12 protein-coding genes are annotated in these 13,459 nt (G+C 58.7%); 3 read left to right on the top strand and 9 right to left on the bottom strand.

From position 1 onward, the window contains the following. The first annotated feature begins 213 nt into the window (after nucleotides 1-213). Together ffh and KUF54_RS15575 are read left to right on the top strand one after the other, a co-directional pair. The gene (gene ffh / locus KUF54_RS15570) at nucleotides 214-1,605 is read left to right on the top strand and encodes a signal recognition particle protein (protein WP_219343668.1); all 1,392 of its coding nucleotides are present in this window, start codon (nucleotides 214-216) and stop codon (nucleotides 1,603-1,605) included. Nucleotides 1,606-1,826: 221 nt separating this feature from the next. Further along, nucleotides 1,827-2,393: a C40 family peptidase gene (locus tag KUF54_RS15575; protein ID WP_219343669.1), complete on the top strand. Its 567-nt coding sequence runs from the start codon at nucleotides 1,827-1,829 to the stop codon at nucleotides 2,391-2,393. A 44-nt stretch (nucleotides 2,394-2,437) separates the two neighbouring features. Here the strand turns inward: KUF54_RS15575 and KUF54_RS15580 are convergent, their stop codons facing one another. The 9 genes from KUF54_RS15580 to modA all read right to left on the bottom strand — a co-directional run bounded on the left by KUF54_RS15580 (nucleotide 2,438) and on the right by modA (nucleotide 12,442). Beyond that, on the bottom strand, nucleotides 2,438-3,151 hold the full coding sequence (locus tag KUF54_RS15580; protein WP_219343670.1) for a DUF1266 domain-containing protein: 714 nt from the start codon (nucleotides 3,149-3,151) through the stop codon (nucleotides 2,438-2,440). Then, complete coding sequence (locus KUF54_RS15585; protein ID WP_219346435.1) at nucleotides 3,148-4,350, bottom strand: hypothetical protein; 1,203 nt, start codon at nucleotides 4,348-4,350, stop codon at nucleotides 3,148-3,150. Before KUF54_RS15585 ends, KUF54_RS15580 begins: the two co-directional genes overlap by 4 nt. Further along, complete coding sequence (locus KUF54_RS15590; protein ID WP_219343671.1) at nucleotides 4,332-6,626, bottom strand: hypothetical protein; 2,295 nt, start codon at nucleotides 6,624-6,626, stop codon at nucleotides 4,332-4,334. The genes KUF54_RS15585 and KUF54_RS15590 overlap by 19 nt, the downstream gene beginning before the upstream one ends. Before the next feature lie 192 nt (nucleotides 6,627-6,818). After that, on the bottom strand, nucleotides 6,819-8,147 hold the full coding sequence (miaB, locus tag KUF54_RS15595; protein ID WP_219343672.1) for a tRNA (N6-isopentenyl adenosine(37)-C2)-methylthiotransferase MiaB: 1,329 nt from the start codon (nucleotides 8,145-8,147) through the stop codon (nucleotides 6,819-6,821). A gap of 180 nt (nucleotides 8,148-8,327) precedes the next feature. Then, the gene (locus KUF54_RS15600) at nucleotides 8,328-8,750 is read right to left on the bottom strand and encodes a hypothetical protein (RefSeq protein ID WP_219343673.1); all 423 of its coding nucleotides are present in this window, start codon (nucleotides 8,748-8,750) and stop codon (nucleotides 8,328-8,330) included. A gap of 91 nt (nucleotides 8,751-8,841) precedes the next feature. After that, entirely contained in the window at nucleotides 8,842-9,708 is an 867-nt protein-coding gene (gene fdhD / locus KUF54_RS15605) for a formate dehydrogenase accessory sulfurtransferase FdhD (RefSeq protein WP_219343674.1), read from the bottom strand. A gap of 89 nt (nucleotides 9,709-9,797) precedes the next feature. Then, nucleotides 9,798-10,883, bottom strand: a complete 1,086-nt coding sequence (gene modC, locus KUF54_RS15610; RefSeq protein ID WP_219343675.1) for a molybdenum ABC transporter ATP-binding protein — start codon at nucleotides 10,881-10,883, stop codon at nucleotides 9,798-9,800. Then, nucleotides 10,880-11,560, bottom strand: coding sequence for a molybdate ABC transporter permease subunit (modB, locus tag KUF54_RS15615; RefSeq protein ID WP_219343676.1), 681 nt, complete (start codon nucleotides 11,558-11,560; stop codon nucleotides 10,880-10,882). Before modB ends, modC begins: the two co-directional genes overlap by 4 nt. Nucleotides 11,561-11,647: 87 nt before the next feature. Continuing rightward, nucleotides 11,648-12,442 carry a molybdate ABC transporter substrate-binding protein gene (gene modA, locus KUF54_RS15620; RefSeq protein WP_219343677.1) on the bottom strand — a complete coding sequence of 265 codons (795 nt, stop codon included), beginning with the start codon at nucleotides 12,440-12,442 and terminating at the stop codon, nucleotides 11,648-11,650. Between the two features lie 97 nt (nucleotides 12,443-12,539). On the opposite strand from modA, the gene KUF54_RS15625 reads away from it, so the two are divergent. Beyond that, a complete protein-coding gene (locus tag KUF54_RS15625) occupies nucleotides 12,540-13,412 on the top strand; it encodes a TOBE domain-containing protein (RefSeq protein WP_219343678.1) in 873 nt (290 codons plus the stop codon). Nucleotides 13,413-13,459: the final 47 nt, after the last annotated feature.

Consider the following 13,459-nt stretch of genomic DNA (forward strand, 5'->3'; position numbering starts at 1 on the left):
GAATGTGCAGGTGTCAGAGCCTCTTTCCCGCCAGCTTAAACAGGCACCAAGCTCCTCTATAGAAGGGGTGCAGGTAAAATGCACTATTCACACAGCTTTGCCTTGTCTCGGTGATGGACGGCCCGGCAATGTTTGCAAGCGGTGTGGCGGCTGGCATACGCTGGCTTGCGCTCTGTTTCTTGTCTGTCCACAACTTTCGAATGCTTTTTGTCTATGGCCTCCGCACTGACCGATAAACTCTCGCGCCTCGTCAAGGAGATGCGTGGCCAGGCCCGCATTACCGAGTCCAACGTACAGGACATGCTGCGCGAAGTGCGCATGGCTTTGCTTGAGGCTGACGTGGCCCTGCCCGTGGTGCGAGACTTCATTGCCCGCGTCAAAGAAAAAGCGCTGGGGCAAGAAGTCATCAGCTCGTTGCAGCCCGGTCAAGTGCTGGTCTCTATCGTCAATAAAGAACTGTCGGCCACGATGGGTGAGGGTGTTGCGGACATCAACCTCAACGCCCAGCCACCCGCCATTATTTTGATGGCCGGTCTGCAAGGTGCGGGTAAGACCACCACCACGGGCAAGCTGGCTAAGCACTTGATTGAAAAGCGCAAGAAAAAAGTGCTGACTGTCTCGGGTGACGTGTATCGCCCAGCGGCGATTGAGCAGCTCAAGACCGTGACTGCACAGGCCGGAGCCGAATGGTTCCCGTCCACGCCCGATCAAAAGCCCCGCGACATTGCCATTGCTGCGCTGGACTACGCCAAAAAGCATTACTTCGATGTGCTGCTGGTGGACACGGCTGGCCGCTTGGCCATCGACGAATTGCTGATGGCCGAAATCAAGGATTTGCACGCCATCTTGAAGCCTGTCGAAACCCTGTTCGTGGTCGATGCCATGCAGGGTCAGGATGCGATCAACACCGCCAAGGCTTTTAAGGAAGCGCTGCCGCTCACAGGTATCGTCCTGACCAAGCTCGACGGTGACTCGCGCGGCGGTGCGGCGCTGTCTGTGCGCCAGATTACGGGTGCGCCCATCAAGTTTGCCGGTGTCTCAGAAAAGCTCGACGGTCTGGAAGTCTTTGACGCCGACCGCCACGCACAGCGCGTGCTGGGCATGGGTGACATCGTAGCCTTGGTGGAGCAAGTCACCAAGGGCGTGGACATGGAAGCCGCGCAGAAGATGGCCGAGAAGCTCAAAAGCGGCGACGGCTTTGATCTGAACGACTTCTTGGCGCAGCTGCAGCAGATGAAGTCCATGGGCGGCCTGTCCCAACTGATGGACAAATTGCCAGCCGAATTGGCGGGCAAGGCGGGCTCTGTTGATATGGACAAGGCCGAGCGTGAAATCAAGCGCAAGGAAGGCATCATCTGCTCAATGACGCTTAAAGAGCGCAAGCATCCCGCTCTCATCAAAGCCACCCGCAAGAAGCGCATTGCTGATGGCGCTGGTGTGCAGGTTCAAGAAGTGAACCGCCTGCTCAAAGAGTTTGAGCAGATGCAAACCATGATGAAAAAGTTCAAGGGCGGCGGCCTGATGAAGATGATGAAGAAGATGGGCGGCATGAAAGCCATGAAGGGAATGATGGGCGGTGGCGGTATGCCAAAGCTGCCCTTCTGATGCGGATCACCGCCTGAGGCGCTTTGCGCCCTCCCTCTCTTTGCTTCGGGGATTCCCGATTTCGCCAGTTTAAAAAGTGAGCTGTTAGTCTTAGTCAAATCTTGGTTTAAGCGGTAAAACTGCTTGAAACCATTCATTTGCAAAGACTGGCAGCTCATTTTTTTGTAAAAACACTCAGCAAAGGTGGATGCAAAGATTGCTTTCTGAGAACATGCCTTCCTATGAAGTTAAAAGACTCGACTTTCGTGCAGGCCGCGTCACCTCAATTACTCGAGCGCCGTAAAGCATTCCTGCTCGCAGGCTCTGCGCTGGCGCTGCTAGCCGGTTGCTCCACCACCAAAGACAAGCCAAAAGCCGCAGCGCAAAGCAGCTCACCCGCCCGTTTGGCCGGGGCATTGAGTCTGGATGGCGATTTGCGCGAGTCTTTGCTGGCCCGCGCCATGCTGGTAGTCAACACGCGCTACACCTATGGGGGCAACTCCCCAGAGGGCGGCTTTGACTGCAGTGGCCTCATTCAGTGGGCCGTTAAAGGAATTACGGAAATCCGCTTGCCCCGCACCACGGCGCAATGGGCGCAGGCCAGCAACCCGGTGAATGGGCGCGAGCTGGCGCGGGGAGATTTTGTGTTCTTCAACACGCTGGGCGGGCGCTATTCCCACATGGGGATCTTTGTGGGCAACGGCCAGTTTGTGCATGCGCCCTCCAGTGGAGGGACGGTGCAGCGAGTGCGCATGGACAACGTCTATTTCTCCAAACGTTTCACAGAAGCCCGCAGTATTTTTGCCTGACTTGTCTGCTCTCGGAGGCGACTCTCTGGCGGAACGCTTATGGATCAGGCGGCGCTGACTGCGTGGGGCGCACTGTCAGCGGCCTCTGCTGCCAGCGGCAGATTCCAGTTCATGCAATGCCAGGGGTGTTTGTCTTCAGTGACCCATTGGGCGACTTCTTCGCTGGTGAAGGCGATGCCCCGCAGATCGCTGCGCCCTTGCGCCACCCACTGCGCACGGCCCTTGGAATAAGCCTGCCCAAAATCCAGCCAGCTGCCAAAGCATTGCTGGGCGCGTTGTGCGTTGAGCATGAGGAGCTGCCAATGAGGCTCCTCCTCGATCCAGTTCAATAGTCTTGCGCAGCGCACAAAGAACGTCACCCGGGCGCAGGCAAAAGCCATGGCCGCCTGCGGATCGTCGCTGCGCTGAAGCCGCTGTAAATCCAGCATGAACCAGCGCTGGCGCATGGCGTCCGGCAGTTGCTGGCGTATTTGATCGTCATTCAGATCGGTTCGCAGTCCCAGGTGGTGCAACACCATGGGACGCAATTGCTTGGCCAGGGTCTCATCGGCACCATTCAAATCGCAGGCAAAGCCGCCCTGCATGGCGTGGTAGGCCATAGGGTGGGCGAGGGCCAAGGCCCAATTGCGCTCAGGGCTACCCGCTTGGTAGCTGACCATGTCGCCCCTGGCTTTGGCGGCACTCAAACGCTTGAAACCGCCGCGAAACACCCAATACACCACGGCGAAGGTGATCAGGGCATAGGTCCAGCCGTTCATGCCCGGCCTCCGCTGCGGGCGGGACGCATTTTAGCCAGTCGCAGAGTCTCTTTCAATGCGGCAGATTGGGGCATGCGCTCCAGGATTTCATGGGGGATGGAGTCCTTGCGTGCAGCCACCATCCATTGCATCAAAGGGGTGCGCAGGTTCAGTTGAGGCAGCAACTCGGGGTGTTGTTGCATCAGCCACAGCTGTTCCGAATCCGACTGCAACTCTTGTACGGCACACCAAGCTGCTAGATGGGGTTGGGCCTCCAGAACATGGGGTGGTCTGCGCACAATGCCCATGGCAATGGCATCGTCGGAAACCGTGTCGTTCAGTGGCAGGTGATTGAGCAGTGCCACCACATCGGGGGCATAACGGGCAATTGGTGGGCGGTTTTGTTTGCCCTTGATCTGCTCGATTTTCAGGCTGCCATCTTTTTGCACATAGGCGTTGACGGTAATTCGGGGCTGGGCAGAGCCGGTGCGATAACTGAACAGCCGCATCCGTCCGGATTCCAGCCCTTCTGCGTAGTGCTCCCCGTAGCCGCCTTGAAAATTTTTACGGTCAGCGAACTGGCCCACGCAATGCCCCATCATCTGGCTTTCATAAGCCATCTCCTGACGCATATTGGGGTTCTTGCTATCAAATTCGAAAAATATGCCGTGCTGCCCGGGCAACAGACCACGCACGGCGTCCTTATGGTGCTCCACGCGACCGCTGCTTTGCTTTTTCTCAAACGCAAGGTGCTCCAGCGTCCAGCGTGCAAGCGCCTGGGGGGCGTTGATGCGCTGCAACTTACCTTCCAGTGAAGTGCCTTTGCGGGTAGAGAGGAATTCGACCAACCGACTCTCCAGGGTCGCAACCGCCGAGCTGTCTGGGTCCACCCACCAAAGGTCAGGCAGATTGATACCCGCCCCTTTTTTGGCAAGCCGCTCCAGAGCCCAGGCGGGTGGCTCTTTGCGTCCCATCAAGTCTTGCAATTCTTTGGCGTCGGTAATGCGCAACACGGCCGGCGCATCGGCCTGCACATTGCCTATGACATAGCGGTAGAAGTGATTGCCCATCCAGGCGGCTACATCGGAAGCATCACCACGCGCGGCGCTGCGGGTTTGGATGCGCTCCTTGATGGCTGGAGCGTTGACCACGTCACGTGCCTTGTAGGCACTGGCTGCGGCGGTGGGAGTGCTTGCCTGGTTCACCAGAATTTCCACCAGGCTTTGCGACCGGAGGACGCGCTGCCGGCTTCAGCATCACGCTCGCCAATCTTGCGTTCCGCACGGGCAATGCCTTCGCGGGACATGCGGCGCTCGTCTTCGTCGTCGTCCTTGTCGAGGAAGCTGTGGGCTTTTTTGTGTAGCTCCAGCGATTCTTCGAGGAGTTCCGGATAGGCCTCCAGAGCACAAGCCAGGCGGCGCAGCGGATAGCAATCACGCAAGGAGGTGACTTCAGCCTGATGGGCCCGCAAACGCGGCAGCACCAACTCGGGCTGGGTGCTGGACTGGAAGTCCAGCATGGACATCAGCGTCGCCAGGTAGTCGCGGCGCTCGCTGGCCTGATCTTCCTCATCCAGCTCTTCAAACCACTGGTCCAAACGCTCCAGCCAGATGCTGATTTCATCGTCGCGATCCAGTTTGTACAGCGACATGGAGACGGTAGAGAAATAGCTAGTCGGGTCATGGCGACCATAGCCGTGGTCCTGCACAAAATGCCACAGGCGCTCGGCCTCGGCCACGATCTCGCTGTCATCGTCCTTGAGGATGGCACACCACATCAGTCCATCCTGGTGCTCGGCAAAGGGGCTGCTTTCCAGTCCTTTGCGGTGCAGGACTGCGGCATCGTCATAGCGCTCGGCGAAGCGGTATTTGATGGCCAGGTTGTTGCACAGCATGGAGTACACATGCAGGTCCGCATCCTTGTATGCACCCTGGCCCGTGGCCCAGAATTGCTCGAAGCGGGCCAAGCCCATCTCGTAATAGCGCACTACCAGTGGCAGGCGTACTTCGTCGGAGGGAACTTTTTTCTTGCCACCCATCAGCGGGGCCAGGTCGTCTTCATCGTCCAGAACCACGCCGGCGGCATAGCACCAGTGGCCGCCATGGGACTCGGGGAAGGGGCGCGCAAGTGCCTCTTCCAGTGGCAGAGCGGCAAAACGAGCCGCCCACAGCGCGGGCAGCTTGTCGGAGTCGGCAAACTCCGGGTGTTGGCCCACGGACTGCTCCAGCAAGGGCAAAGCCAGCTCCATCTTGCGCTTCTCAGCCCATTTCATGCCTTCGATGACGGCCAGAACCGGGTGCTGTGGCTGGGCTGCGCGCACCATGTTCATATAGAACTCTGGTGGGTGGACTGCCATATCCTCTTGCGCCAGCAACTGGCGCATGTCCTCGTCGATGCCACCCATGGCCAGAATCAGAGCCCAGGTAATGGAGCGCTGAGGATCGGTGTCAATTCGCTCGCGTGCGAGGTGGTAGGCGGTGACGGCCGAGACGGGGCGGGCATGCAGCACGCTTTCCAGGGCCAGGTCGGCAGCGTCGTCCAGACGTCCTGCCTGTACCAGCCATTGCAGCTGCTGACTGGTGAACGGGTCACCATGGTCATCCGTCAGCCCGAAGTGGCCTTGCGGTGCCAGTTGCAGCGCCGCTTCGAGCTGCCCTGCTTGTGCGCAGGCCTGTGCCTGCAGGCGCACGATGCGTACTTTGCGGTGGGTCTTGATGGCCTGAGAGGGTGGGCTCACCTCTGTGCTGGCCAGTCTCTGCTCACAGGCCATCAGCAACGATGGCAGACTTTGTGGTGCCGCGCTCAGGACTTCGTCGGCCAGCGTCATCCAGCGGTCGAAATCGACCTCCTGATCGGCTGGAGCGTACCGCAATGTGCTGATAGCACTTTGCACCAGTTGCGTCGTCTGCGATGCGTTGCCGCTTTTCTGGGCCAGCTCGGCTTTTTGCACGAAGGCCATGGCATCCAGATAGGCATTGTCATCGGCCATGTCCGAGTTCTGACGCTGCTGTGCGCGCAGCATGTCCACGCCAATGGCGGCCACTTCCCATGCCTTTAGCTCATGGACCATGTCGCGCCAGATAGACCAGAAACTGTCGGCATCCTCATGATCTGTGAGCTGGGAAATGGCTTGGGCCGTAGGCAGCAGCAAGGCAATGGCAGAAGCCTTGTCAAAACCCATGCGACTTTGGATATCGCTCAGCGCCAGTCTTACGGCGCTGTCTTCGGCAAACTGCACCTGGTGGCGATGGGTCTGCAGCAGATGGTTGGCGCTTTCAGGTTTGCCCAGAGCAAGCCAGAAATCGTGCAGCCGCTCCAGCTCCAGTGCGGAGGTCGGAGCAAAAGTCTGCTGCTCCATCAGCTCCACAGCCGCCGCAATGCGGTCTTCGCGGGTGATGTGGCTGGGCTGTTCATCGTGGTAATCGTTGAGCAGCTCGTGTGCCTGATCCAGAAAAATGTAGAGCGCGTCGCCTTGCAGTGCAGCAGTTTGGTTCATGGTGTCCAGATGTCAATCCGAGGCTGAGCGCGCCTCAACAGCTCTCCATCCTAACGACTGATAGAGCGCAGGCGTTCATCTTTGGGGGCTTTCACCTCTTGTTACCAGAATGGCAAACCATGAAAAAAGCCTGCCTCTGCAGAGCAGGGCAGGGCAGGCAGGGTGTTAGCGCTCAGAGCGCTAGGAAGGCACTCAGTCCTTGACCAGCACTTCAGCGCGCAAGGTGTAAACCTTGGCTTCGGTGATCTTCACATCCACCATCTGGCCAATCAGGCGTTCATTACCGGGGAAGTTGACCACGCGATTGCACTCGGTGCGGCCCATCAGCTCGCTGCCGTCGCGCTTGCTCACGCCTTCCACCAGCAAGCGTTGCACGGTGCCCACGCGCTCGTTGCTGATGTCTTTGATGTTGTTGTTAATGACGGCTTGCAACTCTTGCAGGCGGCGCAGCTTCACTTCATGCGGGGTGTCGTCATGCAGATTGGCGGCGGGCGTGCCGGGGCGGGGGCTGAAGATGAAGCTGAACGAGTTATCAAAGCGCACATCGTGGATGAGCTTCATCATCTTTTGGAAGTCTTCTTCCGTCTCGCCGGGGAAGCCGACGATGAAGTCGCTGCTCATGGCCATATCCGGGCGAATGGCACGCAGTTTGCGCACAGTGCTCTTGTATTCCATAGCGGTGTAGCCGCGCTTCATGGCCATCAAGATTTTGTCCGAGCCATGTTGCACGGGCAGGTGCAGGTGGCTGACCAGCTTTGGCAGCTTGGCATAGGCCTCGATCAGACGAGGTGTGAACTCGTTAGGGTGGCTGGTGGTGTAGCGAATGCGCTCAATGCCAGGGATTTCAGAGACATATTCCAGTAGCAGCGCAAAGTCGCACATCTCGCTGGTGTCACCCATCTTGCCCAGATAGGCGTTGACGTTCTGGCCCAGCAGCGTGATTTCTTTGACGCCTTGCTCGGCCAGACCGGCTACTTCTACCAACACGTCTTCAAACGGGCGACTGACTTCTTCACCGCGGGTGTAAGGCACCACGCAGTAGCTGCAGTACTTGGAGCAGCCTTCCATGATGGAGACAAAGGCTGACGCGCCATCTACGCGGGCGGGCGGCAGGTGGTCAAACTTCTCGATCTCGGGGAAAGAAATGTCGACTTGCGGCTTTGCCTTGGCTGCGCGGGCGTTAAGTAACTCGGGCAGGCGGTGCAGGGTCTGGGGGCCAAAAACCACGTCCACATAAGGCGCGCGCTTGATGATTTCTTCGCCTTCTTGGCTAGCCACACAGCCGCCCACGCCAATGAGCACGCCTTTTTCTTTCAGGTGCTTGTAGCGACCCAGATCGCTAAACACCTTCTCTTGCGCCTTTTCGCGCACCGAGCAGGTGTTGAACAAAATCAGGTCGGCCTGCTCGGGGTCGTTGGTGGATTCATAGCCTTGGGCAGCGCCAAGCACGTCGGCCATCTTGTCCGAGTCGTACTCGTTCATCTGGCAGCCGAAGGTTTTGATAAAGACTTTTTTGCTCATGGGGCGCTCTTATAGGGAAAAGGCTTGCAAAAGCTGTATTCGCTGCAAGCGCAAAGTCATAGCGGCTAGTGCCTGCTATTACTAGGTTTGAATAGTTAAATGGCCTGAACTGCATGTACTTCTAGGACATGCAGCTTCAAAATTAATAGCGGCTAACTCAATAGCGAAGAGGGCGTCGAATCAGCTACCAAACACGCGCTGCAGCAAGGTGCGTGGCTGAATGGGCTTGTATTTTTCGATCTCGGCGGGCGTCAAAATCCACGCTGTGTGCAGGCCTTGGGTCTGAGGCTCAATCACATAGCCCACCAGCATCTTTTGGCCCGCGTAATTGTGGGCAAAGACGACGCTGCGCTCTTGGCTGAAAAGGCGAAAGCCCGGCGTGGTGCGAATGGCGCCGCCGTTGATCGCAACTTCAGGGAAGTTGGTAATCGTCAGCTCGCCAAACTGCGCGGTGGGCGGAAAGTTGCGCGCATCATTCGATGGCAGGCCTTGGGCCTGAGCCAGCAAGCTGGCGCTGCCTATGCAAGCCACAGCGATGGAGGCAAACAGACGGCGATTGAGCAAGGCGAGGCGAGTGGGGGAGACAGTCTTGCAGCGGTTCATGGTGTATATCCAGGGGCTGATCTAGGGGCGCTACAAAGTTTTGCAGCGCAATGCGGTGATTCTAGAGGCTAGCGGGCAGTTGCGCGCTTGCTCAAGCTTTGCCGCCGTTGGCATACAACACCGCCTTGGGCGGGCGGCACAGCCCCCAAAAGCGCAAACCTGTTAGATCGGCCATGCGCACGCCCATGACGGTAGGTGCTGAAATAGTGGCCAGCGCCGCAATGCCGACCTTGGCGCATTTGCGCACCAGTTCATGGCTGCCGCGGCTTGATAGCACCACAAAACCGGGCTCCCCAAGTCTGCCGGTGCGGGCGAGGCGGCCAATCAACTTGTCCAGCGCGTTATGGCGGCCCACGTCTTCCAACACATCGGTGATTTCGCCACTGAGCGTAGCCCAGCCAGCGGCGTGAATGGCGCCGGCTTTGGCGTTCAAAATTTGGTGCGGGGGCAGAGCGTCAATGGCTTTGAGTACGGTGGCGGCATCGACGTTCTCTAGCCAGTCATGCGCGGGCAGGGCGTCAAATGACAGATCAAGCGCGGCAAAACTCTCCACCCCGCAAACGCCGCAACCCGTGCGCCCCGTCATGCTGCGGCGCTTGTCTTTCAAGCGCGCAAAGCAGCGCGATGCAATGTCGAGTTGCACCTCAATGCCGTCCATACCTTCGGGCAGACCGGCCGCCGCTGCGCTGACTGGACTGACTTCAATGCTGTAGCAGTCGGCTGCGCTTTCGATGATGCCTTCGGTCAGTGCAAAGCCCAGCGCAAAGTCTTGCACATCGCCGGGCGAGCCCATCATCACCGCATGCGATATGCCGTTGAACACCAGCGCAATTGGTACCTCGGCCGCCAATACGCGTTCTTGCGGCTCTACTTGCTGCGCGTTGAAGAACGTCACGGCATGGCTTTGCAGAGCTGCTAGAGGCTTGGTGGCGGGCAGGGGGCAGGCGGATTCGGTCATAGCCTGATGATAGTGATCTGTCGTTTTCAAAGAGCAAGAACGGTCAAAACGGCCCTGGGCCCAACGAGGTGCGCAGCCGCTCAGGGCGGTCAATCTAAAAGTGCCATGCCCTTGATTTGCGCAAACAGTGGCATGCCCGGTTGCAGCTGCAAGGCATGAGCCGAATATTGGGTGATGCGCGCCAGCAGCCGGGTATTGCCCGCTTGCAGCGACACCATGACTTGGCCCGGCCCGTCTTGCCGCAGGCCCAGCACCTGCGCGGCAAGGATGTTGAGGATGCTGCTGCCTAAAGGCTTGCTAAGACTCAGGCTCACATCGCGGGCCTGCACGCGCAGCTGCACTTGGCTGCCCGCCGGTTTGGGGTGAGCCATAACGAGTTGTAATAGCCCGCCATCAAAGGTCAGCGTGCTCAGGTGGTTGGCTGCATCGTGGCTTTGCACGGTGGCGTGGACTACGCTGGATGCAATATCGCCATGGGCCAGCGGCAAATCAAGGCGGGACAGGAGATCGGTCACAGCACCTTGCGCCACCACCCGGCCTGCATCCAGCAGCACCATGTGCTGAGCGAGGCGCGCTACTTCATCGAGCGAGTGACTGACGTAGATCACGGGTATCTGCAAATGGCGCTGCAACTGCTCCAGATAAGGCAGCACCTCGGCCTTGCGCTGCGCATCAAGGGCGGCGAGGGGCTCGTCCATCAGCAGCACTTCAGGGCTGGTGCCCAGTGCGCGGGCAATGGCGACACGCTGGCGCTCGCCGCCTGAGAGCGTGGATGGCATGCGGTCCATCAAATGCGCAATGCCGAGCAGTTCAACCGCTCTATCGCGGGAGACTTTGCGCCGTTCGACTGGCGTGCGCTTGAGGCCGTAGTCAATGTTCTTTTGTACGGACAGATGCGCAAACAAGCTCGCTTCCTGAAACACATAGCCCAGTGCGCGTTGATGGGTGGGGAGCCATTGTTTGCGTGCATCGTCCTGCCAAATATTGCCGTTGACAGAGACCCGGCCCTGTGCGCGCTCCAGTCCCGCCAGACTGCGTAAGCAGCTGGTCTTGCCACAGCCCGATGGGCCAAATAAGGCGGTGACGCCGTGGCCGGGCAGTTGCAGATCGACATCGAGTGCAAAGTCTGAACGTATCAGCTTGAGCTGCGCGGAGATGAAGTGGTAGGTGCTCATGCGCGTTGCTCTGCCTTGGGTTGCAGCCAGTTCAGCGCCAGCAGCACCATGAAGGAGAACACCACCATGCCCGCAGCCAGCAGGTGGGCGTGGCCGTATTCCATGGCTTCCACATGGTCGTAAATCTGTACCGAGACCACGCGCGTCACGCCGGGGATGTTGCCGCCCAGCATGAGCACCACGCCAAACTCGCCCACGGTGTGAGCAAAGGTCAGCACGGCAGCGGTAATAAAGCCGGGGCGTGCCAGCGGAACGGCCACGGTTAGAAAGCGATCTATCGGGCTGGCCCCCAAGCTGGCGGCGGCTTCCATGGGGCGTGTGCCCAGCGTCTCAAAAGCGCGTTGTAGCGGCTGCACGGTAAACGGTAAGGAGTAGATCAGTGAGCCCACCACCAAGCCTGCAAAGGTAAAGGGCAGGTTGCCCAAGCCAAGGGCCTGCGTGAATTTGCCGATGGGGCCGTTGGGGCCCATGGTGATGAGCAAATAAAAGCCGATGACGGTGGGCGGTAGCACCAGCGGTAGCGCCACAACCGCCCCAATCGGCCCGCGCCAGCGTGAGCGGGTGTGGGCTAGCCACCATGCCAGCGGTGTACACATGAGCATGAGCAGCACCGTGGTCACACTGGCGAGCTTGAGCGTGAGCCAGATGGCTGCGTAGTCTTCGGCATTCAGTTGCATGGAATCAAAAAAATCCCTTACGGCCCCTTTTCAGGGGCAGAGGTGTATTACTGATTAAATCGACCGCCAGTCCTTATTGATCAAGGATTAGTTGCTATAGCCGTAGGAGTGAATGATGTCACGCGCCTTGGGGCTGCTCAGATATTTCATCAGAGCGGCTGCCGCTTCACTGTCTTTAGCGCTGTTCAGCACGATGGCATCTTGGCGAATGGGTTCATGCATGTTGCCGGGCACCTGCCAAGCCGATCCTTCGCGGATCTTGCCGTTTTCCATGACTTGAGACAACGCCACAAAGCCCAGTTGCGCATTGCCGGTGGCGGCGAACTGGTAGGTTTGGGCAATGTTCTCGCCCATGACCACTTTAGGTTGTACTTGCGCGGTCAAGCCCAATTTATTCAACACTTCCATAGCAGCTGCGCCGTAGGGCGCCAGTTTGGGGTTGGCCATGGCGATGTGTTGGTAGTCGCCAGTCTTGAGTACCTGGCCCTTGTCATCCACATAACCGGCCTTGGCGCTCCACAGCACCAGTGCACCAATGGCGTAGGTAAAGCGCGAGTCGGCCACGGCCTTGCCTTCTTTAGCCAGTTTTTCGGGCGTTGTGTCATCGGCAGACAGTAATACGCCAAAGGGCGCGCCATTGTTGATTTGGGCGTAGAACTTGCCGGTGGCTCCAAATGACAACGCGGCTTTGTGGCCTGTGTCCTTTTCAAACTCCAGCGCAATTTTTTTCATGGGGGCGGTGAAGTTCGCGGCGACGGCCACTGAGACTTCAGCGGCTTGAGCTTGCGCAGACCACAGGCTGAACAAAGTGGCGCCAATCACTGCGGCAGTGCGAATCAGTTGAAAGGGCAAACTGCGGCAGCGGGCTGTGATCGAAGTCATGGGGTTATCGCTATTCATTTAAGGAATAGCGAAGTGTAGCCCTTTTGAAAAGACGCGCAGCAGCTAGGAAAAGGCAAGGTGGGCATGATGGCGGCTTATGTCAGAAATCGATCATCCTAAAGAAGAACAATTTGATGCTTTTGACGACGAGGGAGTGCAAAGCCGCTCTCTGTCCTCAGACTCCGTATCGCAAGCGCTGGGCTACGACATGGCAGACCGGCGCATCGCCATCTTGCGCGGCATTGCGCAAAGCGGCTCTATCTCTCAGGCGGCCCGCGATGTGGGCGTGAGCTACAAGGCCGCATGGCAGGCCATTGATACGTTGACCAATCTCGCTGGCGTATCGCTGGTGGAGCGTAGCGTGGGCGGTGCCGGTGGCGGTGGAGCACAAATTACCCCCGCAGGTGAAGAATTGCTGCATGCGGCCGAAGCCATGATGCGACTGCGCACCGAGCTGATGCAGCGCATGAAGTTGGGCACGCCCGGCGGCACGCAGCCGAACTTGGGTTTGATGACCAGCATGCGCAATCAGTGGCCTTGCACGGTGCTCAAGGTGGAATCGATGGGCGGTCAGATTCGCGTCTGGCTGCGCGCGGCAATGGATGCGGGCTCAGACTGGACGATTGCTGCCCGCATCACCCCCGAAAGCTATGAGCTGCTGGGTTTGGCTCCCGGTGTGCAGGTGCTTGCGTTGTGCAAGGCCACGGCCGTTAAGGTGTGGGTGGGCGCCGAGCGCCCAGTTGCATCTACGCAGAGTATCAACCTCTGGCCCGCCGTGGTGCAGCGCGCAACCTACGGTGCGCAAACTGTGTCTGAAGAAGTGATTGCCTCTGATGAAGCCATTTGCCGCCTGAGCTGGGGCGCGCAGATTGTAGGCTTTGCAGCCGCCATGAGCGGACTAGTGGCCAACGACAACGTGTGGCTGGAAGTGCCTGAATCTGCAGTGGTTGTGGCGGTTACGGCCAGCTAAGTAACTACTCTTAATAAAAAAGCGCTGCAGTGCTTTGGCACTCCAGC

Origin of the sequence: Comamonas sp. Y33R10-2 (assembly GCF_019355935.1) — a bacterium.
GTDB lineage: Bacteria > Pseudomonadota > Gammaproteobacteria > Burkholderiales > Burkholderiaceae_C > Comamonas.